The sequence below is a fragment of the Thiomicrorhabdus cannonii genome (genome assembly GCF_013391695.1).
Lineage (GTDB): Bacteria > Pseudomonadota > Gammaproteobacteria > Thiomicrospirales > Thiomicrospiraceae > Thiomicrorhabdus > Thiomicrorhabdus cannonii.
Genome location: NZ_JACBGH010000002.1, coordinates 94,031 through 116,290, shown reverse-complemented (window position 1 = coordinate 116,290; position 22,260 = coordinate 94,031). Strand labels below are relative to the sequence as shown.

Sequence of the window (22,260 nt, the reverse complement as noted above, 5' to 3'; positions counted from 1 at the left end):
TTGGGAGGCTTATCTTATGTCCGAACAATCGTATGAAATTCCCGTTGGCCTGGAAACCAAAATCAACAGGCTTGCCCAAAACGCGCATATTCTGCCGCCGTTGACCGATGCCGAAAAAGAGGCGTTGAAAGCCAAAATCAAGCGTCTTCTAAAACAGCATAATGCACAGCTGGTTGCCCACTATTATGTGGACGCCGATTTGCAGGCGCTGGCGGAAGAGACCGGCGGCATTGTGGCCGATTCGCTGGAAATGGCCAACTTCGGTGCCCATTCCGATGCACAGGAGTTGGTGGTGTGCGGCGTGCGTTTTATGGGCGAAACCGCCAAAATCATGAGTCCGGAAAAAACCGTGCTGATGCCCGATCTGGAAGCGACCTGTTCGTTGGATGTGGGCTGTCCGGCCAAGGAGTTTGCCGAGTTCTGCGCCGAGCATCCCGACTACACGGTGGTGGTGTATGCCAATACCAGTGCCGAGGTCAAAGCGATTGCCGACTGGGTGGTCACCTCCGGCAATGCATTGCAGATTGTGAGCCACTTGAAAGAGCAGGGGCACAAGATCATCTGGGCACCGGACCGCCATTTGGGCGACTGGATCCAGAAGCAGACCGGCATCGAGATGCTGCGTTGGCAGGGCCACTGTATCGTGCATGACGAGTTCAAGTCGTATGAGTTGGAACAGTTGATCAAGCAGCATCCCGACGCCAAGGTGCTGGTGCATCCGGAATCGCCGGCCGATGTGGTGGCGATGGCGGACGTGGTGGGCTCCACCAAGGTGCTGCTCAACGCCGTGCAGAACATGCCGGATGACACCTTTATTGTCGCGACCGATTATGGCCTGTTCTACAAAATGCAGCAGGCGGCGCCGAAGAAGCGTTTGATTGTGGCGCCGACCGCCGACCGCGAACACCAGTGCGTGAGTTGCGCGCATTGTCCGTGGATGGCGATGAATAACCTGAAAAATCTGGCGGAGTGTCTGGAAAAACAGACCGGCGAGATTCTGATTGACGAGTCGGTGCGTGTTAAGGCGCTGCGATCGGTACAGCGTATGCTGGATTTTTCACGCGAGCAGGGCTTGGTGAAAACCGATAAATAACCAACGGAACCGCGTTGTTTTTCGCGGTTTTTTATTGTGAACAGGCCGGGTTGAGGGTACTAGTTCTCGAACCCGGCCTGTTGAGAATTTTTGAGGTCGCTTTTGGCTCTGATTACGCCGCCTAAAAACATCAAACGCGTGCTGGGAATCGACCCCGGGTCGCGCAAAACCGGATTCGGGGTGATCGAATCGGGGCGTTATCACCCCAATTATCTGGTCAGCGGCGTGATCCGCGTCGAGAAGTTGAGCGGAGCGGAGCGGCTGAAAGTCATCTTTGAATCGGTCTGCCAGATTATCGACCAGTATCAGCCGAATGTGATGGCGATCGAGAAGGTGTTTGTGTATAAAAACCCCAACTCGGCCATCAAGCTCGGGCAGGCGCGCGGCGTGATTCTGTGTGCGGCGGCCATCAAGAATGTGCCGATTATGGAGTACACGCCCACACAGATCAAAAGCACGGTGGTGGGCAAGGGGCACGCCGGTAAAACGCAGGTGCAGTATATGGTGCAGAATCTGTTGAAACTGACCGATGCCCCGCAGGAGGACGCGGCCGATGCCTTGGCGTGCGCCTTGTGTCATGACCGTTATATGACGCTGGGATTGGATGCGGAAACGCTCTCCCGCGGCACTAAATTCTAAATTTAATGAAGGACGCTGGCTAAAGCATGATCGGATTTCTAAGGGGTAAACTGGCGCAAAAACAACCGCCGCTGTTGGTGATTGACGTCAACGGGGTAGGCTATGAGGTGGAAGCGCCGATGTCGACCTTCTATCAGCTTGAAAAGAGTGACGAGCCTGTTACCATTTTGACCCATATGCATGTGCGCGAAGACGCCATGCTGCTGTTTGGCTTTGCCACCGAATCCGAGCGCGTGTTGTTCAAAACGCTGCTGAAGGTCAACGGCGTGGGGGCCAAAATGGCGCTGGGGATTTTGTCGGCCATGTCGGTCAACGAGTTCTGCACGGCGGTGGAACGCGACGACATCACCGCGCTGACGCGCATTCCCGGTGTCGGCAAGAAAACGGCGGAGCGTCTGTTGATCGAGATGCGCGACCGTTTGAAAGCGGTGGTGGATGCCGGGTTGATACGTTACCAATCGACCGGCAGCGGTGATCTGTTTACGCCTCCGGCGGCCGTTCCGTCTTTCAACAGTGTGCAGCAGTCGGCGTGCGATGCGTTGGTGGCATTGGGTTACAAAACCCCGCAAGCGGAAAAAATGGTGCAAAGTGTGTTTGACGAGTCGTTGTCGCTGGAAGAGGTCATCAAGCGTGCCCTGCAGGGAGTCAAAATCTAAATGATTGAAACCGATCGCATTATTGGTTCGCAGGAATCCACCGACGACATCTATGCCCAGCCGTCGGTGCGGCCGACGCAGATTCACGAGTATATCGGCCAGAAAGCGGTGCGCGAGCAGCTGCAGCTGTCGATGGACGCCGCCAAAATGCGCAACGAACAGCTTGACCATGTGTTGCTTTACGGGCCGCCGGGGTTGGGGAAAACCACATTGTCGAACATTATCGCCCAGGAGATGGGCGTGACCTTGCGCCAGACCTCCGGTCCGGTTTTGGAGAAGCCCGGCGATCTGGCGGCGATTCTGACGCGTCTGGAACCGCATGACGTATTGTTCGTTGACGAGATTCACCGTTTGAGTCCGATTGTCGAAGAGGTGCTTTATCCGGCAATGGAGGATTTCCAGCTGGATATTATGATTGGCGACGGCCCGGCGGCGCAGAGCGTTAAAATCGACCTTCCGCCGTTTACGCTGGTGGGCGCGACCACGCGAGCCGGCCTGTTGACTTCGCCGTTGCGTGACCGTTTCGGTCTGGTGCAGCGGTTGGAATTCTACTCCGACGAGGAGTTGATGCAGATTGTGGCGCGTTCGTCCAATATTTTGGGGATGCACGCCGAGGTAAGCGGTGCGATGGAGATTGCCCGCCGTTCGCGCGGCACGCCGCGCATTGCCAACCGCCTGCTGCGTCGTGTGCGCGATTACGCCCAGGTGCGCGGCGACGGCATCATCACCGCCGAGATTGCCGATTTGGCGTTGAATCTGCTGGAGGTTGATCCGCTGGGCCTGGACAAAATGGATAGCCGCTATCTGCAAACCCTGATCGACAAGTTCGACGGCGGCCCGGTCGGCATCGACAGTCTGGCCACTGCGTTGGGCGAAGAGCGCGGCACGATTGAAGACGTCATCGAGCCATTTCTGGTGCAACAGGGTTTTTTGATTCGCAGTCCGCGCGGACGCATGGCGAGCCGCCGAGCCTATGAGCACCTCGGCCGCCTTTATCCGCAGGACGATTAGCGCGGGCATCACCGCCTGCAGCATGCTTTAAAACGACAGTGACATTAACGTGGGGGAAACATGAATACGGAATTGATGGATTTGATTTTGATGGCCAGTCCGGTGGTGCAGGCGGTGATGGTGATTTTGGCGTTAATGTCGATTGCAGCCTGGGCGGTGGCGCTAGCCAAATCCTATCAAGTGACCCAGGCGACCAAACAGGCGCAGCAATTCGAGCAGGTCTTCTGGCAGACGCCCGAATTGACGGGGCTGTTTAATCAGATGACCCAGCAAGCGGCGCAGGGCGGTCTGCCTCAGTCGGGCATGGCGGCGATTTTCGAGGCCGGTTTCCGCGAGTTTGTGCGTCTTAAAAAACAGGGAGTTTCCAACTCGTCCGACCTGATTGCCGGTGCGCAGCGCGCCATGAAAATTACCTTTTCCAAAAATGCCGATCACCTCGAAAACCGTTTGTCGTTGTTGGCAACGGTCGGTTCCTCCGCGCCCTATATCGGTCTGTTCGGCACGGTCTGGGGGGTCATGCACGCCTTTCAATCGCTCGGCAATGTGCAAAACGCCACCTTGGCGGCCGTGGCGCCGGGTATCTCCGAAGCGCTGATTGCAACCGCCATCGGCCTGTTTGCGGCGATTCCGGCGGTCATTGCCTATAACCGTCTGAGCACCCGTGTCGAACGCCTTTTGAGTGAATATGAAAATTTTGCCGAAGGTTTTCTGACGATTCTGCAGCGTCAGGCGCATGCGCTTGAACAAAATAATCCTATTAACGGTCAGTCAAACCAAGGTTGATGCAGATGATGAACAGCGGATTCAGAAGCCAGCGACATAAAAAACGTCTGATGGCGGAGATCAATGTCGTGCCCTATATCGACGTGACCCTGGTATTGTTGATTATTTTCATGGTGACCGCGCCGATTGTGCAGCAGGCAGTTACGGTGCAGTTGCCGCAGACGCCGGAGGTCAAGCAGCAGTCCAAAGCCAAATCGGTTGCCGACGAGTCAGTGCCGTTTGTGATTACCGTGACCGAAGAGGGGGCTTATACCACCTCGGCACAACCGGAGCGGGTGTTGAGCAGCAAGGAGCTGGCCGACTTGGTGGCCGAAGTGGTGGCGCGCGCCCAGTTGAACGCAGCTCAGCCCATCTATATTCAGGGGGACCGAGCTGCACCTTATGGCAAGGTGGTGCATCTGTTTACCGTGCTGAAGGTCAACGGAGTGGAGAACGTCTCTTTGATGACCGAACCGGAAGCGGAGGGGCAGTAGGATGATAGCGTTTATTGTCAGACATCCGCTGGCGGTGCTGTTGGCGGTGGTATTGCATCTGGTGGTCGTGGTGGCCGTGGCTTGGCAGTGGCAGACCCCATCGCAGGTGATTCATTTGAGTGGCGGCCATTCAGACCCCGTTAAAGAGGTTAAAACCATCGAGCCGATGCAGACCTTTACGGTGGACGCGTCTGCGGTGCAGCAGAAATTGGCGATGATCAAGGCCGAAGAGGAAGCCAAAAAGGCCGAGCAGAAGCAACTTCAGGCACAATCCGAGAAAGAAAGAGTCAGATTGGCCGAGCTTAAGCGTCAGCAGGAACTCGAGCGTAAAAAAGCCGAAGAGGCCAAGCAACAGGCGCAACAGCAGCAGCGCAAAGCCGAGGCCGAAAAACGCAAGGCGGAAGAAGCCAAGCGTTTGGCAGATATTGAGAAGCAGCGTGTAGAGGCCGAGAAAAAACGTGCCGAAGCGGAAAAAGCCAAAGCCGAAAAAGCGCGCAAGGAAGCGCAGTTGGCCGAGCAGAAGCAACAGCAGGCCAAAGAACTGATTGCCAAGGCGGAAGCGCAGCGCAAGCAGGAAGAAGAGAAGAAAAAAGCGCTGGAAGCCGAGATAGCGCGTAAAGCGGTCGAGAAGCAGCAGTTGCAGGAAGCGACCTTGCAGGCCATGCTCGAAAAGGAGCAGGCGCAGCAGAAAGCCGATCTGCAACGCCAACTGGCTGCCGAAGAGTCACAGCGCCGCGAAGCGCAAAAACGTCAGCAGCTGCAGTCGCTGAAAGAAACTTATGTGTCGGCGATTGCCGCCAAGGTCAAGGATAACTGGCGTACCCCGGCGCGCATTTCCGAGCAGGCGCAGTGTGAACTGGACATCACCCAGTCGCCGGGCGGACGTGTCACCAGCGTCAAGGTGCTCAACTGCAACCAGTTTGCCAACGACCAGTTCAAGGAGGCGGCCCAGAAAGCGGTTTACCGCTCCGAGCCGCTGCCTGAACCGCCGGTACCGGAACTGTTTGAGCGAAATATCAAGTTTGTCTTCAAACCCTGACGGGAGGCTTGAGATGGCTTTCGGTTATGCGAGAGCCGCTTGAGCCTATGGCAAAGTTTGAGTAGAGTGACATTTACAAAATCAACCAAAGGTTTTATCACCATGCAATTGTTGAAGGCTAAACCCGGCCTGTTCAAAAGTATCATGCTCACCGCCGGTCTGGCGGGAATGTTCGGCATTATGCTGCCGACCCAGGCGCAGGCGCGCCTGACCATCGAAATTAACGAAAGCTACGAAAACGCCCTGCCGATTGCGATTGTGCCGTTTGCGTCCAATAGTGCCGCTATGCCGGAAAATATCGCGCAGATCGTGCGCGACGACCTGCGCCGCAGCGGCAAGTTCAAACCGCTGCCTGTGGGCAGTTTGCCGGCGCAGCCGAGTCTGGCCGAAGAGGTCGATTTTGCGCAGTGGCGTCCGTTGGATATCGACAATATGCTGATCGGCAAGGTGGTTGATATGGGCAACGACCGCTACCAGATCGAGGTGCGTTTTATGGACGTGCTGCGCAAACAGCAGGTGTTCGGCAAGCGCTGGAGCAACATTCCCGGTAGACAACTGCGCCAGATCGGCCACTTGATCAGTGATCTGATATATGAAGAGCTGACCGGCGTACGTGGCGCCTTCAATACGCAGATCGCCTATGTGACCTTGAAGAACGAAAACGGCAAACGCCGCTATACGTTGGAAGTGGCGGATGCCGACGGTTACAACCCGCAGCCGATTCTGCGCTCGCCCAAGCCGATCATGTCGCCTTCCTGGTCGCCGGACGGCAAAAAGCTCGCCTATGTCTCCTTTGAAAAGGGGCGCTCGTACATTATTGTGCAGAGTCTGGACGGCAAGTACCGTGAAACCCTGGCGAGCTTCACCGGCATCAACGGGGCGCCTGCCTGGTCACCGGACGGTCAGAAAATGGCGATGACGCTTTCCAAAGACGGCAGCGCCGACATTTATGTGATGGACTTGCAGACGCGCGCCCTGAAACGCGTGACCCGCGACTGGTCGATCGAAACCGAAGCGGCCTGGGCGCCGGACGGGCGCTCCATCTATTTCAACTCCGACCGCCGCGGCCAGCCGCAAGTCTTCCAGGTGTTACTGGAAACCGGCGAGATCAAACGCATCACCTATGAGGGGCGTTACAACGCCAATCCGGAAGTCTCGCCAGATGGCCGTTATATTGCCGTGGTGCACGGGCAAGGCGGTTTCAACATTGGGTTGCAGGATCTGCAGACCTCGCAGTTCAATGTGCTGACGCATACGTTCCTCGACGAGTCGCCGACCTTTTCGCCCAACGGCGAGATGATCCTGTATGCCATGAACCAGAATGACAAAGGCAAACTGGCGATTGTATCGCCGGACGGCAAAACCTCGCAGGTTCTGAGCGTGCAGGACGGTCAGGTGCGCGAGCCGGCGTGGGGGCCTTTCCTGAACCGTTAAGTGTTACCGTGTGAAAACAAATTATCAGAGCAGTTGCTGCAAATTTATTAAAGAATTAGGGAATAACGCATGACAACATCGTTGAAAAAAACATTTCTGCTGGCGGCGATGATGGCCGCTTTGACAACTTTAAGCGCCTGTAGCACGCCGGGTGGCGGCGCTGAAGGCGGCAGTGATACCGATTTGCAACCGCTGGAACAGCAGATGGATGGCCAGGGAACAGGTGCAAGACCGGGTGAAGATGTCGATTTGGGCGTGGAAATCCACGGCATCGAAATCGGCAATGGTGTGGCGGACGGCAGTGCTTTGGGGCAGGATGCACAAGGCGTGATGACTTATCAGCCGGTTGTCTATTTCGGTTTTGACCAATCGATTTTGAGCGAAGAGAACACGGCGTTGGTCAAGCATTATGCCCAGGTGTTGATGGACAATCCGGACAAAACGGTGAAATTGGAAGGGCATACCGACGAACGCGGTAGTCCGGAATACAACCTGGCACTGGCCGAGAAGCGCGCCAAGGCGGTGGCGCAGGTGATGATGCTGTTTGGCGTCAATGAGAAGCGCATTGAAGTGATCAGTTTTGGTGAAGAGCAACCGGCCGCACTGGAACACACTGAAGAGGCCTGGACCTTGAACCGTCGCGTGGAAATTAAAATCCACTAATGTCCAACGCTACCATCAGGAATGCGAACATGAAAAACACACCACTTAAATGGGCGATGCTTGCGGCTTTGGCGGCAAATCTGACGCTTCAGGCGGCGCAGGCGGCACCGCAGGGTTCGATTGAAGAGCGCTTGCAGCGTTTGGAACGCATGGCGGACAATCCGGTATTGTTGCAGCTCACGCAGCGTCTTGAACAGCAGCAGCGCCAGATTCAGGAGCTGCAGGACAAGATGGATCGGCTACAGCGTGACCAGCAGCGTTTTATCCAGCAGGCCGGCGAGCGTTATACCGAAACCGATCAGCGTATCAGTGTATTGGAGCAACAAACCAAAACTCAGCAGGCCGCACCGGCACCGCAAGCAGGGCTACCGGCTGTGGCCAGTCCGCTAGTCGCCACGCCGGCGGCATCGGCTGCAACGCAACCGACTGCACAAGCTGCGCCGCCGGTTTCCAAAGTCATCAAAACCCGTGCGGCGACCGCCGAGGAAAATACCCTTTACCAGAACGCTTTCGCACTGATGCGTGCGGCGAAATATGAAGAGTCGATTGCCGCCTTTGAAGGCTTTGTTGAAAAATACCCGGACAGCTCTTTGGCGAGTAATGCCAGTTACTGGGCGGGCGAGGGGTATCTGATCCGCAAAGACAATCAAAAGGCCTTGCAGGCGTTTGAGCGTGTGCTGGAGCAGTATCCTGATTCTGCCAAAGCGCCGGACGCCATGTTGCGTGCCGCCGACAGTCTGCAAAATATGCAGAAAACGGCAGAAGCGCAAGCACGCTACCGTAAGGTGGTGGAAGCCTATCCGGAAACGCGTGCCGCACAAAGCGCGCAAAAGCGTCTTGGTAATCAATAACGAATAAGTGAAACAAGTAATGCACGTAAACGCATCTAAAAAAGCGGTTATCTTACTTTCCGGCGGTTTGGATTCCGCCACCGTATTGGCCATTGCCAAAAGCGAAGGCTACGAGTGCCACACCATCAGCTTCGATTACGGTCAGCGCCACCGTGCCGAGCTGGATTTTGCGGCCGCCTTGGCGAAGCAGCAAGGCGCGGCCAGCCATCGTGTGGTGCAGGTGGACATGAGCCAGATCGGCGGCTCGGCGTTGACCGACAGTTCGATTGCCGTGCCGGTGGACGGCGTGGATAAGAACCAGATTCCGGTGACCTATGTGCCGGCGCGCAATACCGTGTTTTTGTCGTATGCCTTGGCGTTGGCAGAGGTGCTGGGCGCCAACGATATCTTTATCGGTGTTAATGCCGTGGATTACTCAGGCTATCCCGACTGCCGTCCGGAATTTATCGAAGCCTTTGAGAAAATGGCCAATCTGGCCACCAAAGTAGGGGTGGAAGGGCAGCATCTGCATATCCGTACGCCATTGATTGCGATGACCAAGGCTGAGATTATCCAGACCGGTTCGCGCCTCGGGGTGGATTACAGTTTGACGGTTTCCTGTTATCAGGCCGACTCTGAAGGACGCGCCTGCGGCGTGTGCGACTCCTGCCGTTTGCGCAAGCAGGGCTTTGCGGATGCCGGCTTGAGTGACCCCACGCGTTATCAAGTGTGAATCTGTTTGAATCGCGTTGATTGGCACGCGGTTGCCCGTCTTTGCGCTAAACAGTAATAAAAACAATCGCTTGTTTTGCGGCGGTTTGGGTGGCCGATGACAACGTGCAATAAGTGGCGCAAAAAAACGCTAAAAAACACAAAAAACGCTTGCACTGCTAGGTCAGCGATGTATAATACGCCCCATTCCAAGAGGGGTCGTTAGCTCAGCCGGTAGAGCAGTTGACTTTTAATCAATTGGTCGGGCGTTCGAATCGCCCACGACCCACCATCCTTACTCAGGACGCTTGGAAACGTAATAGAGTTACCTTAAACATCACGCTTAAGTTAACGCTTTTACAACGTGCAAAACTTACAATATGGGTCGTTAGCTCAGCCGGTAGAGCAGTTGACTTTTAATCAATTGGTCGGGCGTTCGAATCGCCCACGACCCACCATATTTAGAAACCCCGCATGGTTCGCCCTGTGGGGTTTTTTATTATCCGGATTAAATAAGTAGTGCTCATAAAAAAACCGCCATTTGGCGGTTTTAGTTTAGGTCGGCGATCACGTTACAAGTGGGCGTCGGCAATGGCGCGCAATTTGGAAACCGACAGGCCGGCCTCGTTGGCAAAACCTAGCGCACGCTTCAGGCGCGCCGGCGCGGAGCGCCCCATGCAGCCGTGCTGCAGGTCGCCGTTAATGGCCTCATGCAAGCCGTTCATCAAGCGCTCGCGGTCGTTCTCCATACCGGTTAGCCAGTCCTGGATATTGAGTACGTCTTTTGCCACCGCGTTCATGACCGCACTATGCCGGTTCATCAAGGCTTCCACGTTGCCGCCCACTTCCAGGCCGGCGATATTGGTGGTGAGGATATAGAGGTTCTTGCGGACCAGTTCGTAATTCAATTCGTCGGCACTGTCGAGGATGAAACAGGGAATATCGAGACTTGCCAGTGCATCGAACACCAGGCGTGCATGTTGGCCGTAAATAGGGGATGGCAGCACCACCTTGCTGTCCATGCCTTTTTTCTTTTCGAACCAGACCGAGATGACCGTCGGGTCTGCAAAACCAGCGGCTTGCCAATCGCGCGGCAGCAGTTCGTTTTGCAGCAAAATGACCTTGTCTTTCCAGGCTTGCGGGCAGGCAGCAAGTACCGCGTGAATATCCGCTTCGGCCACGGCAATCAACACCGCTTTAGGGGAGGGATAAGTCTGGGCGACCGATTGCATATCCATGTCACGCGTCACCGGCACGACCGGATGACCGCTGCGCAGAAAGCCGCGGGCAAAAACGCTGCCCAGTTCACCGAGGCCGACGACAATAATTGGCTCTTTCATTACGTTGTCCTTTTGTCCTTGTTTTTTGCACCAAAATGGAAACTTTTGGTTTGTATTTACTGCTAAAATATTTTTCATTTGAATCGCACAGGATATTAGCAGTGAATCAACAAAAAGCAAAGTTTACCTGGCACTATTACGGCATGGCTTTGGGCGCGCTTTTGGCGATGCTGGCGGGAACCGTCGGCTCGATCGGCGGCGTGGTCTCGGGCCTGGCATTCGGCATTCTGTGTCACCCTAAATTGCAATTTCGCGGGGTTGGCCGTTTTGTCTTTTTGGTGCTGTTTGCGATTTTATATATATTCGCGTTTCCGGACCCAGAGGTCATCCGCGAAATGATGGCACAGCCGGGTTAAGTATGGTGTCGAAAGCACTCGAAGATTACCTCAAAATCATTTACAAACTCGAAGGTCGGACCCAGCACGACAAGGGCGTGCAAACCTCCGTGATCGCCGAGCGTTTGGGCATCTCCCAGGCATCGGTCTCCAATATGCTCAAAAAGCTCGCCGAACAGGGGTATATCGTTTACGAACGTTATTACGGTGTTAGCCTGACTGACAGCGGGCGCAAAATCGCTTTGAATATGGTGCGCAAGCACCGCATTCTGGAGTTGTATCTGGTGGAGCGTCTCGGCTATTCGTGGGACGAGGTGGATGAAGAGGCCGAGGTGCTGGAACACTCCATTTCCGACAAGCTCGTCAACCGTATGTGGGACGATCTGGGGCAGCCGACGCAGGATCCGCACGGTTCGCCGATTCCTTCGCCTGAGGGTGAATTGGAAACCAATGATTGGCAGCCGTTGACGGAGATGCCGCTGCAGCAGCCGTTGACGGTCAAACGCATCAAAAACCGCAGTCCTGAAGAGCTGCGTTATCTGGCATCGATCGGTTTGACGACGGGGTCGCAAGTGGTGGTCAGAAAAGTCGCACCGCTAAACGGCCCCTTGTTGGTTGAAATTGACGGCAACGAGTTGAATGCCATTGATTACCGTTTGGCAACGGCGCTGATGGTGAGTGTTTAAGACGGGAAACGGACATGAATCAGCGATCATTTGAAGAGTTACTGGAAGGTTTGACGACCGCGGTGGTGTGGATTCGCGGTGACGAAACCATCGGTTACATGAATATTGCCGCCGGCGAGTTGTTTCAGACCAGTACCAGCCGTATTGTCGGCACCCCTTGGCGCGCTATTTTGCCGGGGTTGGTGCCGGATCTGCACAAGGCGGACGAGCAGAAACTGACCATTCACGAATATGCTGTGCAGCTACCGGATTGCAGCAAGGTGCGCGTCAGCTGCACCTTGTCGCCGTATGAGGTGAATCACAAAAGCGGTTGGCTGATGGAGATTTTCAATACCGAGCGTCATCACCGTATTGTCGAAGAGGACGAACGCTGGCATCAGTATGAAGCGGGTAATCTGCTGGTGCGTACGCTGGCGCATGAGGTCAAGAATCCGCTGGCCGGGATTCTGGGGGCGACGCAGCTGTTGCAGAAACGCCATGCACCGGATGACAAGGATCAGGCGTTTCTCGATATTATCGCCAAAGAGGTAGGACGCCTCAAAAACCTGGTGGATCGTATGCTCGGCCCCAAGCAGACCGCCGAGAAAGAGCCGCACAATATCCACGAGCTGATTCGCTACGTCTTGCAGATTATCGAGGGCGAGAAACCCGCGAATGTCTATATCAAACTGGATTACGACCCGAGTATTCCGGAAGTCAGCATCGATTTTGAGGCGATGGTGCAGGCGATTCTGAATCTGCTCAAAAACGCCATTCAGGCGATGGAAAAACACGGCGGCCTGATTACCATCAAAACCCGTGTGGAGCGCAAATTTACGCTGGGGACGCGCACCTTCCCGCTGGTGGCGGTCATCAGTATCACCGATGAGGGCGAGGGCATTCCCGACGAGGTGTTCGACTCGATTTTCTATCCGATGGTGAGCAGCAAAAAAGAGGGCTCGGGGCTCGGTCTGCCGGTGGCGCAGAATGTGTTGCGCCAGCACGGCGGCCTGATTGTGGCGGAAAGCGAGCCGGGCAGGACTGTTTTTAATGTGTATTTACCTTTGAACACTTAACTATTATTTATTGAGGATTGAAACCGTGCAGAACGAAGAAGAGATGCTACCGGTCGTATGGATTGTCGACGATGACGCCTCAATCCGCTGGGTATTGGAAACCGCGTTGGAAGACAAACCCTATGCGCTCAAGGTCTTCGATTCACCTCTGTTGGCGCTGAAATCGTTCGAGCAGGCGCCGCCTACCGTCATTATCAGTGACGTGCGCATGCCGGATATGGATGGCTTGACGTTTATGGAAGCCATCCATGAAAAGGACAAGGCGATTCCGGTCATTATTATGACCGCGCATGCCGACCTGGATACCGCGGTGAAGTCCTACCAGAGCAAGGCGTTTGAGTATCTGCCCAAACCGTTTGATCTGGACGAGGCGATCGGCCTGATCGACCGCGCCATCAAACGTAAGTTGTCGGGCGGTATCAAATCGTCACGCCGCAAAAAACCGCAGGACAAGCAGCCGCTGAATATCATCGGGGTGGCGCCGGCGATGCAAGAAGTGTTCCGCATCCTCGGGCGCGTGTCGCAGCTGGATGTGACGGTGCTGATCAACGGTGAAACCGGTACCGGTAAGGAGTTGGTGGCGCAGGCGCTGCACGAGCTGAGTCCGCGCGCCGAAGGGCCCTTTGTGGCGCTGAACACCGCGGCCATTCCGCGCGAACTGCTTGAGTCGGAACTGTTCGGTCACGAAAAAGGCGCCTTTACCGGAGCGCATTCGCAGCGCATCGGCCGCTTCGAGCAGGCCAACGGCGGCACGCTGTTTCTGGACGAAATCGGTGATATGCCGGTGGATTTGCAGACCCGTCTGCTGCGTGTTTTGAACGACGGCAGTTTCTATCGCGTCGGCGGCAAGAACCCGATCAAAACCGATGTGCGCATTGTCGCTGCGACCCACCAGAATATGGAGCAGTTGGTGCGCGAAGGGCGTTTCCGTGAAGACTTGCTCTACCGCCTGAACATTATCCGCATCAAGGTGCCGGCATTGCGCGAGCGCCGCGAAGATATTCCGCTGCTGTTGCGTTTCTATCTGGAAAAGGAGTCCAAGGCACTGGATTTGGAAGAGAAACAGCTGAGCAAAGAGGTGGAGCGTTTCTTGAGCAGTCTGCCGTGGCCGGGGAACGTGCGCCAGTTGCGCAGCCTGTGTACCTGGCTGACGATTATGGCGCCCGATAAGGTCGTGCAGATGGAGGATTTGCCGCTGGAATTGCGAAATCCGGTGGAAACCCGCGGCGCCGATGAACAGGATGACGACTGGCAGGCGCCGTTGCGTCGTTGGGCCGAGGCTTTTCTGCTTTCCGGCAAGGAAGGTCTGCACACGGCCGCCGAACCGCTGTTTGAAACGGTGCTGATCGAAGAGGCGTTGAAAATGAGTCATAACCATCGCCAGAAAGCGGCGGCTTTGTTGGGCTGGGGACGCAACACCCTGACGCGTAAATCCCAAGCGCTGGGGCTGGATGATTGATTCGGTTTATCCGGGTTTTAAAAACTCAACAGGCCGGGTCAAAAACAAGGCGCGCTAAACCATGATTTGGGAACTGGTACAGTACGCCATCACGCCGGTGCATTTGCCCTATGTGCGGCCGATGGGGTTTCTGAAAGAGGCGATTGCCACCGCGGCACGCAGCAAGCGTTGTCGTACAGCCTGGGCGCCGCATTATGCAAAATGTCGCGACCTTCTGCTGGCGGAGGCGCATGCCTGCGCAAACAAGCGCAAGGCGTTGATTTTCGGTGCCGGTACCCTCAACGATATTCCGTTGGCGGAACTGGCCACCCTGTTTGACGAGGTCTGGCTGGTTGACCTGGTGTTTCTGCCAGCCGCCCGTAAAAGGGCGCGCGGTTTTGCCAATGTGCGCCTGATCGAACACGATGTGACCGAGTCGATGTCCGCTTTTTATCAGGGCGAGCTGCTTGTGGCGATGCCGCAACGTTGGCTGAATGATAAAGACATTGACTGGGTGGTGTCGCTGAATCTGCTTACACAGTTGCCTACTATGCCGCTTGCCTGGTTGCGCAAACGTCGGACACAGGATGAGAACGTGCTTGAAAACATTGCGAAGGGGTTATTGCAGGCGCATATCGCTTATTTACAGGCGTTCCAGGCGCCGGTGGTATTGATTGCCGACCGCGAGGCGCAGCGTTTTGACCGCGAAGGGACGTGCCTGGAAACCTTTGAACTCTGGTGGGGGCTGCCGGTTTTGGCGGCCGAGGAAAGTTGGCACTGGAGCCTGGCCCCTTTGGGGGAAATGGCTCGCGATTTTGCACAAACCCACCGGGTCGGCGTCAATCGCTGGCAGCGTTCAATCTCCTCATGACCCGGCCTGTTCGGTTTTAGATTTTCATTTTCACACGTCTTTTTGTCTTTTAGGTTGAATGCATGCCTCACACATCCCCGAATTCCCACGCTGCCAGATTGCAAACCGATTTTGATGTGGTGATTGTGGGCGCCGGTCCGGGCGGGTTGATGGCTGCCGAGGTGCTCGCCGAAAAAGGCTATCGCATCGCCGTGTTTGATGCCATGCCTTCGGCCGGGCGCAAGCTGCTGCAGGCCGGACGCGGCGGTTTGAATTTGACCCACAGCGAACCCAAGACGGACTTTATGCAGCGCTATGGTGAAGCCTCGGGGTTGATTGCCAGCTGGCTTGCGGAGTTTGACGCCGATGCGCTGCGCCAATGGGCAGCCGGTTTGGGGGTGGAAACCTTTGTCGGTTCTTCCGGACGGGTCTATCCGGTGACGATGCAGGCCGCGCCCTTGTTGCGCCATTGGCTGCAACGCCTTAAAGCCGGCGGGGTGCGTTTTCATATGCGTCACCGCTGGTTGGGTTGGGATGCTAATAACCGTCTGATATTTGAGCAGGCGGGCGGGCGGGTCGTCGTCAGTGCCGCTGCGACGCTGCTGGCGCTGGGCGGTGCCAGTTGGCCGCGTTTGGGTTCCGACGGGCAGTGGCGGACTTTGCTGGAAAATCGCGGGATTCAGGTCAGCCCCTTTCAACCGAGCAATTGCGGGTTTAATGTGCCGTGGAGCCCGGTCTTTCAAGAGCGTTTTGCCGGCGAGCCGCTGAAGAACGCGGTGTTTTCGTTCACTGACCATCACGGCCAGTGCTGGCACAAACAGGGCGAGGCGATGCTGACGCAAAACGGCGTGGAGGGCAGCGCCATTTACGCTTTATCCGCCCCTTTGCGCGAATCGATATCGGCGCAGGGGACGGTGACGCTCGCTGTCGATCTGCTGCCGCACAAAGCGCCGGAAGCGTTGCTGACGAAACTCGCCAAGCCGCGCGGCAAGCAGTCGCTGGCATCGCATTTCAAACGCTGCGGACTGTCCGCACTGCAGGTCGGCTTGTTGCGCGAAGTGCTGACGCCGGAAGCGTTGCAGGACGCGCAGCAGGTCGTCAAAACACTCAAACATTATCCGTTGCCTCTTTCTGCGCCGCGCCCGATCGAGGAGGCCATCAGCACTGCCGGCGGCGTCGCGCTGTCCGAATTGGATGACGCCCTGATGCTGAAAAAATTGCCCGGCGTGTTTGCCGTGGGGGAGATGCTCGATTGGGAGGCGCCGACCGGCGGTTATCTGCTTACGGCGGTGATGGCGAGCGCCAAGGTGGCGGCGGACGGGGTGGACGCCTTGCTAAAATCTGCGCAGGGTCAATAAAGTCCGCAAAAAACCACACTTGTTTGCTACTTGGGTTTGTCTTCGCTGGCAGTTTGGTTAAACTGAACAGGCCGGGTCAAACAGTGGAGTTGCCATGCGTTCAAGTTCTTCCTCTTCCGAATCGTCATCTCAATCGACATCCCAGACGTCATCCCAGACGTCATCCCAGACGTCATCCCAGACGTCGTCTTTACCTGCCTCATTCTATGAAGGCTTGCGCGTGCCGCTTGCCTCGCTCTATCAACGCTGCGACTTGAGCGCGTTGGCGTTCCAAACGACGCAGGAGCTCTCGCCGCTGACGGAGCGGCTCGGGCAGCAACGCGCCATGGAAGCACTGCAGTTCGGCATCGGCATGGCGCATGAAGGCTACAATCTCTATGTGCTCGGTTCGAGCGGTCTGGGCAAGCACACCGCCGTGACGCGTCTGCTGCAGCAACAGGCCAAGCAGGAAAATGAACCGTTTGACTGGTGTTATATCAATAATTTCGAACAGCCGCACAAGCCGATCGTGCTGCGTTTGTCGAAGGGCGCCGGCCATCAGTTGCAGCAGGCAATGCAGCGTTTTGTCAGCGACATTCTGGTGGCGATTCCGGCGGCTTTCGAGAGTGACGAATACCGCAATGCCTTTCAGGCGATCCACGACGAGTACATCAAACGCGAAGACCGCGCGCTGGAGGAGATCGCCGCCAAGGCCGAGAGCAACAATATCTTGATGCTGCGAACCTCAAACGGCTGGAATCTGGGGCCGAAGAAAGAGGATCATGCGATGACGCCGGAGGAGTTTCAGGCGTTGCCGGATGAGGAGAAACAGGTCATCAGCCGGGTGGTGGAAGAGATTCAGGACGAGTTGAAGAACCTGCTGCTGAAAATTCCGGTGTGGCAGAAGGAGTCGCGCGAGCAGGTCAAGCAGCTTAATCGCGAGGTCACGCAGACTACGGTGTCGCACTATGTACTCGATCTACAGGCGGACTACCGACAGCAGGCCGAGGTCATGGCGTTTATCGAGCGCGTTAAACAGGACATGATCGAAAAGGTCGAGGTGCTGCGCAAATATGCCGCCGAGAAAAAACCGACCGCGCAGAGCGCCAGCCAGATTATGGCCGATTTTGTCGAATATCAGGTGAATGTGCTGGTGGATAACGGTGCAACCGAAGGCGCACCGGTGGTGTTCGAGGATAACCCGACCTATCAGAATCTGATTGGGCGGATTGAGCATATAGCCCAGTTTGGGGCTTTGCTGACGGATTTCTCGCTGATCAAGCCGGGCGCGCTGCATCTGGCGAATGGCGGTTATCTGATTCTGGATGCCCAGAAAGTGCTGACCTCCTATTACGCCTGGGAGGGGCTGAAGCGCGCCTTGCGTTCGCGCGAGATCAAAATCGAATCGCTGGAGCAGGTGCTGAGTTTGGCGAGCACCACATCGCTGCAGCCGGAACCGATTCCGATCGATGTCAAAGTGGTGCTCACCGGCGGACGCCTGCTGTATTTTTTGTTGAAGCAGTACGATCCGGAATTTGACCGTCTCTTCAAAGTGGCGGCGGATTTTTCCGAGGATATGGCGCGCGATGCCGATTCCATGCCGTTGTATGCCCGCATGATTGCCGGATTGCAGCAGGAGAATGGCTTGTTGCCGTTGCAGCGCGACGCGGTCGGGCGGGTGATTGAGCAGAGTTCGCGTATGGCCGATGACGGCGAAAAGGTGTCGTTGCATATGGGCGGTCTGGTCGATCTGCTGAAAGAGGCAGACTATTGGGCGCGGCAATCTCAGCAGGCCGTCATCGACAGGGTTGCGGTACAAAAAGCGATAGATATGCGGCTGGAACGTATGGGGCAGATTCGCGAGCGCTATCAGGAAGCGGTTTTGAAGGGCATTTATCTGGTCAAGACCGAGGGCGTTGAGGTGGCGCAGGTTAACGGCTTGAGTGTGATTCAGCTGGATGATTATGCCTTTGGGCGTCCTTCGCGCATTACCGCCACGGCGCGCCTGGGCAGCGGCAAGGTGATTGATATCGAGCGCGAGGTCGAATTGGGCGGTGCCATCCATTCCAAAGGGGTGATGATTTTGTCTTCCTACTTGGCGTATCGTTATGCCAAACAGCGGCCTTTGGCTCTGGCGGCCACGTTGGTGTTTGAACAGTCTTACGGACAGGTGGAAGGCGATAGCGCCTCGGCCGCGGAACTGTGCGCGCTGCTGTCGGCCCTGGCGGACATTCCGTTAAAGCAGAGTCTGGCGGTGACCGGTTCGGTGAACCAGCATGGTGAAATCCAGGCGATTGGCGGCGTCAATGAAAAGATTGAAGGCTTTTTCGATATCTGCCAGGCACGCGGCCTGAATGGTGTTCAGGGGGTGATTATTCCGGCGGCGAACCGGCCGCACCTGATGCTCAAGCAGGCGGTGGTGGAGGCCGTTGAGCGCGGCGAATTTGCCGTCTATGCGGTGACGCATATTGATGAGGTGATGGCGTTATTGACTGGTTTGCCGGCGGCTAAAGACGGACACTATTCGCCGGGCAGTTTTAACGCATTGATTGCGGCGCGCATAACCGAATTGGATCAATTGCGGGTGCAATATGCCCAAGAGGAAAAGCCGTTGGCAGACCCGTCGGGCGCCAAGAAAAAGTCTAAAAAGACGGTTCCAAAAAAATAGCTGAAAAACTCAACAGGCCGGGTGTTGCGGTTATTGGTTGATGCTAGGGGCAAAAAAATACCGCGCAGAAACAGCGTTTCTTGCGCGGTATTTTTATGTTTAAACGAGGTAGTGCGTGTAATTACAGCGCTTCTTCACCTGTTTCGCCGGTACGGATACGGACGGTCTGTTCGATATTGGTCACGAAAATCTTGCCGTCACCGATTTTACCGGTTTGCGCCGCGTTGATAATGGCTTCGACCGCCGCCTCGACGATGCTTGAGGCAACGGCGATTTCCAGTTTCAATTTGGGCAGAAAATCGACTACATATTCAGCTCCGCGGTACATTTCGGTGTGGCCTTTTTGACGGCCATAGCCTTTGACCTCGGTGACCGTCATGCCGTGAATGCCGATGTCATGCAGGGCATCGCGTACATCATCGAGTTTAAAAGGTTTAATAACGGCGGTAATCAGTTTCATTATTGCTCCTCGTTTGAAAAGTTGACCTCGGCAGCCGTCTGGGCATCCGGGTAGCGTGCGATTTTTTGGCCTAGTTTGATCGGGGTGTCATGGTGAATCTGCCCCAACTCGGGTAGTTGACCGCTTGGCGTTAATAATACCACGGTTGAGCCCATATTAAAGCGCCCGATTTCATCGCCTTTTTGATATTCGAGGTTTTGTGCGCTGTAATCCCAATGGGTCAGGGTCGGCTCGTATTCCGGGGTGATTTTGCCTTCCCAGACGGTTTCCATGCTGCCGACGAAAACTGCGCCGACCATCACCAGACAGAAAGGCCCGTGGGCATTTTCAAAACGGATGACAATACGTTCGTTGCGGGCAAACAGCCCTTCAATATTGCGCACTGTGGCCGGGTTGACCGCAAACAGGTCGCCCGGTACGTAGGTCATCGAAATCAGCTTGCCGTTGGTGGGCATATGAATGCGATGGTAGTCTTTAGGAGACAGGTAAATCACCGCCGCATCGCCGTTATGGAACTGTTTGGCGTAGCTGATGTCGCCGCCCACCAGCGCTTCCACCGTGTAATCGTGGTATTTGGCCTGGATGATTTTGTTGTGTTCGATATGGCAGGATTGGCTGATCAGACCGTCTACCGGACTGACCCAGACCTGCGGATCCCAATCGATCGGACGCAGGTGCGGCTTGAGTTCACGCGTGAAGAAAGCATTGAAGTGCGGATAGGACTCGATGTCTTCTTCCAAGGCTTCGCTGACGTCGATTTTATAGAGTTTGGTCAGTAACTTGATGGTGTTGTTTTTGATCCAAGGGGTCTCCACATGCATGAACCAATGCATCCATTCCGAGAGCAGATGTTTGGGGATCAGGTACTGCGGTGTAACCTTGAAAAAGTCCATAAACTTCATGGTAGGCGTTCTTTTTTCTTAATCTAAAGTGGCGATTTTAATGTATAATCCCGCGAATTGATAGAACGTATTGTATTGAATCAATTTGATTTAAGTTTCATTAAGGAAAACCAAAGATGTCAGAAGTTAAAAAGGTCGTTTTGGCTTATTCAGGTGGTTTGGATACCTCGATTATCGCCAAGTGGCTGCAGGAAGAATACAAATGCGAAGTGGTCACGTTTACTGCCGATATCGGGCAGGGCGGTGAAGTCGAACCGGCGCGTGCCAAAGCACAGGCCATGGGCATTAAAGATATTTTTATCGAAGACTTGCGTGAAGAATTTGCGCGCGATTTCGTCTTCCCGATGTTGCGTGCCAATGCAATGTATGAAGGTGAATACCGTTTGGGTACGTCGATTGCACGTCCGTTGATCTCGAAACGTTTGGTGGAAATCGCCAAAGAAGTCGGTGCGGATGCGATTTCTCACGGCGCGACCGGTAAAGGCAACGACCAGGTGCGTTTTGAATTGAACGCCTATGCGTTGATGCCGGATGTGAAGGTCATTGCACCTTGGCGTGAGTGGGATCTGTTGTCGCGTGAGAAGTTGATGGCGTATGCGGAAGAACACAATATTCCGGTTGAGAAAAAACAAGGCAAGAAGTCGCCTTATTCGATGGACGCCAACCTGCTGCATATCTCCTACGAGGGCGGTATTCTGGAACATCCTGAAATGGAACCGGAAGAGGATATGTGGTTGTGGACCGTGTCGCCTGAGAAGGCGCCTGACCAGCCGACTTATCTGGAACTGACGTTCGAAAAAGGCGATATCGTCGCCATCAACGGCGAGAAGATGTCGCCTGCGACGGTCATGGAATATCTGAACAAGGTGGGCGGTGAGAACGGTATCGGCCGTGACGACATCGTAGAAAACCGTTTTGTGGGCATGAAATCGCGCGGCTGTTATGAAACACCGGCGGGCACGATTATGCTGAAAGCGCACCGTGCGATGGAATCTTTGACTCTGGACCGCAATGCGGCGCACCTGAAAGACGAGTTGATGCCGAAATATGCCGAGATGATCTATAACGGTTTCTGGTTCACGCCGGAGCGTGAAATGCTGCAGGCGTTGATCGACAAGTCGCAAGAGAACGTCAGCGGGAACGTACGCGTTAAGTTGTATAAAGGCAATGTGGTCATCGTAGGTCGCTCTTCCGAGAACAGTTTGTTCGACGAAATGATTGCCACTTTCGAGGAAGACGGCGGCGCTTATAACCACAAAGACGCGGAAGGCTTCATTAAGTTGAACGCGCTGCGCCTGCGTACTGCGGCCAAAAGACGCCTAAAAAAATAATACGGGTTACATGAACCGTACAGTCTTTAACCGTCCTAGCTTTAAACAGCTATTGCAAAGCCCAGCCCTGATGCTGGGCTTTGGTTTTGGTTCAGGGCTTGCAAAGAAGGGGCCCGGTACGGCAGGCACATTGTTGGGTCTGCTGTTGTTTGTGCCACTGTTGCAATGGAGCGAAGCGGCGGCCTGGACGGTGTTTATCCTCGGGACTTTGGGCGGCATTTGGATTTGTGGACGCGCATCAGAACTGCTGGGCGTGCATGATCATGGCGGGATTGTCTGGGACGAATTTGCCGGCATCTGGCTGGTGCTGTTGTGTTTGCCGCAGCAGACCTGGCATTACTGGCTACTGGCATTTGTATTGTTCCGCCTGTTTGATATCCTCAAGCCGTGGCCGATCCGTTGGGTGGATGCCCGTGTCGGCGGCGGTTTCGGCATTATGGTCGACGACCTGTTGGCGGCCGCGGCGACGATAGGATTTATTTGGGCAATCACAACCACTTTCAATTTGTCGTTTTAAAAGTCTTGG

At 55.3% G+C, this 22,260-nt stretch carries 23 protein-coding genes and 2 tRNA genes; 22 read left to right on the top strand and 3 right to left on the bottom strand.

The features are described from left to right. Window positions 1-16 precede the first annotated feature (16 nt). The 13 genes from nadA to HZ297_RS03660 all read left to right on the top strand — a co-directional run bounded on the left by nadA (window position 17) and on the right by HZ297_RS03660 (window position 9,790). A complete protein-coding gene (gene nadA, locus HZ297_RS03720; RefSeq protein ID WP_178861646.1) occupies window positions 17-1,093 on the top strand; it encodes a quinolinate synthase NadA in 1,077 nt (358 codons plus the stop codon). 102 nt (window positions 1,094-1,195) lie between these two features. After that, the gene (ruvC, locus tag HZ297_RS03715) at window positions 1,196-1,732 is read left to right on the top strand and encodes a crossover junction endodeoxyribonuclease RuvC (RefSeq protein WP_246261612.1); all 537 of its coding nucleotides are present in this window, start codon (window positions 1,196-1,198) and stop codon (window positions 1,730-1,732) included. A 26-nt stretch (window positions 1,733-1,758) separates the two neighbouring features. After that, window positions 1,759-2,388 (top strand): Holliday junction branch migration protein RuvA, encoded by a 630-nt coding sequence (ruvA, locus tag HZ297_RS03710; protein ID WP_178861645.1) that lies wholly within the window; start codon window positions 1,759-1,761, stop codon window positions 2,386-2,388. Continuing rightward, window positions 2,389-3,399 (top strand): Holliday junction branch migration DNA helicase RuvB, encoded by a 1,011-nt coding sequence (gene ruvB / locus HZ297_RS03705; protein WP_178861644.1) that lies wholly within the window; start codon window positions 2,389-2,391, stop codon window positions 3,397-3,399. A 60-nt stretch (window positions 3,400-3,459) separates the two neighbouring features. Next, a complete protein-coding gene (gene tolQ / locus HZ297_RS03700) occupies window positions 3,460-4,182 on the top strand; it encodes a protein TolQ (protein ID WP_178861643.1) in 723 nt (240 codons plus the stop codon). A 5-nt stretch (window positions 4,183-4,187) separates the two neighbouring features. Beyond that, window positions 4,188-4,655 (top strand): ExbD/TolR family protein, encoded by a 468-nt coding sequence (locus HZ297_RS03695; RefSeq protein ID WP_246261611.1) that lies wholly within the window; start codon window positions 4,188-4,190, stop codon window positions 4,653-4,655. A gap of 1 nt (window position 4,656) precedes the next feature. Next, window positions 4,657-5,694: a cell envelope integrity protein TolA gene (gene tolA, locus HZ297_RS03690; protein ID WP_178861642.1), complete on the top strand. Its 1,038-nt coding sequence runs from the start codon at window positions 4,657-4,659 to the stop codon at window positions 5,692-5,694. Window positions 5,695-5,796: 102 nt separating this feature from the next. Next, on the top strand, window positions 5,797-7,128 hold the full coding sequence (gene tolB / locus HZ297_RS03685) for a Tol-Pal system beta propeller repeat protein TolB (protein ID WP_246261610.1): 1,332 nt from the start codon (window positions 5,797-5,799) through the stop codon (window positions 7,126-7,128). A gap of 69 nt (window positions 7,129-7,197) precedes the next feature. Next, window positions 7,198-7,791, top strand: a complete 594-nt coding sequence (gene pal, locus HZ297_RS03680; protein WP_218644533.1) for a peptidoglycan-associated lipoprotein Pal — start codon at window positions 7,198-7,200, stop codon at window positions 7,789-7,791. Window positions 7,792-7,820: 29 nt separating this feature from the next. After that, a complete protein-coding gene (gene ybgF / locus HZ297_RS03675) occupies window positions 7,821-8,642 on the top strand; it encodes a tol-pal system protein YbgF (RefSeq protein ID WP_178861641.1) in 822 nt (273 codons plus the stop codon). A 19-nt stretch (window positions 8,643-8,661) separates the two neighbouring features. Then, window positions 8,662-9,354 carry a 7-cyano-7-deazaguanine synthase QueC gene (gene queC, locus HZ297_RS03670; RefSeq protein ID WP_178861640.1) on the top strand — a complete coding sequence of 231 codons (693 nt, stop codon included), beginning with the start codon at window positions 8,662-8,664 and terminating at the stop codon, window positions 9,352-9,354. A 194-nt stretch (window positions 9,355-9,548) separates the two neighbouring features. Continuing rightward, window positions 9,549-9,624, top strand: a tRNA-Lys gene (locus HZ297_RS03665). Window positions 9,625-9,714: 90 nt separating this feature from the next. After that, window positions 9,715-9,790, top strand: a tRNA-Lys gene (locus HZ297_RS03660). A gap of 114 nt (window positions 9,791-9,904) precedes the next feature. On the opposite strand, the gene HZ297_RS03655 is transcribed toward HZ297_RS03660, so the two are convergent. Continuing rightward, window positions 9,905-10,672, bottom strand: coding sequence for a hypothetical protein (locus HZ297_RS03655; protein ID WP_178861639.1), 768 nt, complete (start codon window positions 10,670-10,672; stop codon window positions 9,905-9,907). Window positions 10,673-10,773: 101 nt separating this feature from the next. Here HZ297_RS03655 and HZ297_RS03650 point away from each other — a divergent pair, with 101 nt between their 5' ends. The 7 genes from HZ297_RS03650 to HZ297_RS03620 all read left to right on the top strand — a co-directional run bounded on the left by HZ297_RS03650 (window position 10,774) and on the right by HZ297_RS03620 (window position 19,041). Continuing rightward, window positions 10,774-11,028, top strand: a complete 255-nt coding sequence (locus HZ297_RS03650; protein WP_178861638.1) for a hypothetical protein — start codon at window positions 10,774-10,776, stop codon at window positions 11,026-11,028. Between the two features lie 2 nt (window positions 11,029-11,030). Next, window positions 11,031-11,693, top strand: coding sequence for a metal-dependent transcriptional regulator (locus HZ297_RS03645; RefSeq protein WP_178861637.1), 663 nt, complete (start codon window positions 11,031-11,033; stop codon window positions 11,691-11,693). A gap of 14 nt (window positions 11,694-11,707) precedes the next feature. Beyond that, the gene (glnL, locus tag HZ297_RS03640) at window positions 11,708-12,748 is read left to right on the top strand and encodes a nitrogen regulation protein NR(II) (protein ID WP_178861636.1); all 1,041 of its coding nucleotides are present in this window, start codon (window positions 11,708-11,710) and stop codon (window positions 12,746-12,748) included. 43 nt (window positions 12,749-12,791) lie between these two features. Beyond that, entirely contained in the window at window positions 12,792-14,207 is a 1,416-nt protein-coding gene (gene ntrC, locus HZ297_RS03635; protein WP_178861798.1) for a nitrogen regulation protein NR(I), read from the top strand. 61 nt (window positions 14,208-14,268) lie between these two features. After that, entirely contained in the window at window positions 14,269-15,057 is a 789-nt protein-coding gene (locus HZ297_RS03630) for a hypothetical protein (protein WP_178861635.1), read from the top strand. A gap of 62 nt (window positions 15,058-15,119) precedes the next feature. Continuing rightward, the gene (locus HZ297_RS03625) at window positions 15,120-16,394 is read left to right on the top strand and encodes a BaiN/RdsA family NAD(P)/FAD-dependent oxidoreductase (RefSeq protein WP_178861634.1); all 1,275 of its coding nucleotides are present in this window, start codon (window positions 15,120-15,122) and stop codon (window positions 16,392-16,394) included. A gap of 94 nt (window positions 16,395-16,488) precedes the next feature. After that, entirely contained in the window at window positions 16,489-19,041 is a 2,553-nt protein-coding gene (locus HZ297_RS03620; RefSeq protein WP_178861633.1) for a Lon protease family protein, read from the top strand. Between the two features lie 121 nt (window positions 19,042-19,162). Here HZ297_RS03620 and HZ297_RS03615 read toward each other — a convergent pair whose 3' ends face one another. Both HZ297_RS03615 and asd read right to left on the bottom strand, forming a co-directional pair. Beyond that, complete coding sequence (locus tag HZ297_RS03615; protein ID WP_178861632.1) at window positions 19,163-19,501, bottom strand: P-II family nitrogen regulator; 339 nt, start codon at window positions 19,499-19,501, stop codon at window positions 19,163-19,165. After that, window positions 19,501-20,403 carry an archaetidylserine decarboxylase gene (asd, locus tag HZ297_RS03610; protein WP_178861631.1) on the bottom strand — a complete coding sequence of 301 codons (903 nt, stop codon included), beginning with the start codon at window positions 20,401-20,403 and terminating at the stop codon, window positions 19,501-19,503. Before asd ends, HZ297_RS03615 begins: the two co-directional genes overlap by 1 nt. Before the next feature lie 116 nt (window positions 20,404-20,519). Between asd and HZ297_RS03605 the strand changes: the two genes are divergently transcribed. Together HZ297_RS03605 and HZ297_RS03600 are read left to right on the top strand one after the other, a co-directional pair. Continuing rightward, the gene (locus HZ297_RS03605; protein WP_178861630.1) at window positions 20,520-21,734 is read left to right on the top strand and encodes an argininosuccinate synthase; all 1,215 of its coding nucleotides are present in this window, start codon (window positions 20,520-20,522) and stop codon (window positions 21,732-21,734) included. 10 nt (window positions 21,735-21,744) lie between these two features. Then, window positions 21,745-22,251, top strand: coding sequence for a phosphatidylglycerophosphatase A family protein (locus HZ297_RS03600; protein ID WP_178861629.1), 507 nt, complete (start codon window positions 21,745-21,747; stop codon window positions 22,249-22,251). The last annotated feature ends 9 nt before the right edge of the window (window positions 22,252-22,260 follow it).

Coding starts and splice junctions, on each gene's coding strand:
- HZ297_RS03630 (WP_178861635.1), top strand. CDS start 14,269: ATGATTTGGGAACTGGTACAGTACGCCATCACGCCGGTGCATTTGCCC.
- nadA (WP_178861646.1), top strand. CDS start 17: ATGTCCGAACAATCGTATGAAATTCCCGTTGGCCTGGAAACCAAAATC.
- ruvA (WP_178861645.1), top strand. CDS start 1,759: ATGATCGGATTTCTAAGGGGTAAACTGGCGCAAAAACAACCGCCGCTG.
- queC (WP_178861640.1), top strand. CDS start 8,662: ATGCACGTAAACGCATCTAAAAAAGCGGTTATCTTACTTTCCGGCGGT.
- HZ297_RS03645 (WP_178861637.1), top strand. CDS start 11,031: ATGGTGTCGAAAGCACTCGAAGATTACCTCAAAATCATTTACAAACTC.
- glnL (WP_178861636.1), top strand. CDS start 11,708: ATGAATCAGCGATCATTTGAAGAGTTACTGGAAGGTTTGACGACCGCG.
- HZ297_RS03655 (WP_178861639.1), bottom strand. CDS start 10,672: ATGAAAGAGCCAATTATTGTCGTCGGCCTCGGTGAACTGGGCAGCGTT.
- ruvB (WP_178861644.1), top strand. CDS start 2,389: ATGATTGAAACCGATCGCATTATTGGTTCGCAGGAATCCACCGACGAC.
- HZ297_RS03620 (WP_178861633.1), top strand. CDS start 16,489: ATGCGTTCAAGTTCTTCCTCTTCCGAATCGTCATCTCAATCGACATCC.
- asd (WP_178861631.1), bottom strand. CDS start 20,403: ATGAAGTTTATGGACTTTTTCAAGGTTACACCGCAGTACCTGATCCCC.
- tolA (WP_178861642.1), top strand. CDS start 4,657: ATGATAGCGTTTATTGTCAGACATCCGCTGGCGGTGCTGTTGGCGGTG.
- tolB (WP_246261610.1), top strand. CDS start 5,797: ATGCAATTGTTGAAGGCTAAACCCGGCCTGTTCAAAAGTATCATGCTC.
- ybgF (WP_178861641.1), top strand. CDS start 7,821: ATGAAAAACACACCACTTAAATGGGCGATGCTTGCGGCTTTGGCGGCA.
- HZ297_RS03695 (WP_246261611.1), top strand. CDS start 4,188: ATGATGAACAGCGGATTCAGAAGCCAGCGACATAAAAAACGTCTGATG.
- pal (WP_218644533.1), top strand. CDS start 7,198: ATGACAACATCGTTGAAAAAAACATTTCTGCTGGCGGCGATGATGGCC.
- ntrC (WP_178861798.1), top strand. CDS start 12,792: ATGCTACCGGTCGTATGGATTGTCGACGATGACGCCTCAATCCGCTGG.
- HZ297_RS03600 (WP_178861629.1), top strand. CDS start 21,745: ATGAACCGTACAGTCTTTAACCGTCCTAGCTTTAAACAGCTATTGCAA.
- tolQ (WP_178861643.1), top strand. CDS start 3,460: ATGAATACGGAATTGATGGATTTGATTTTGATGGCCAGTCCGGTGGTG.
- HZ297_RS03605 (WP_178861630.1), top strand. CDS start 20,520: ATGTCAGAAGTTAAAAAGGTCGTTTTGGCTTATTCAGGTGGTTTGGAT.
- HZ297_RS03615 (WP_178861632.1), bottom strand. CDS start 19,501: ATGAAACTGATTACCGCCGTTATTAAACCTTTTAAACTCGATGATGTA.
- HZ297_RS03625 (WP_178861634.1), top strand. CDS start 15,120: ATGCCTCACACATCCCCGAATTCCCACGCTGCCAGATTGCAAACCGAT.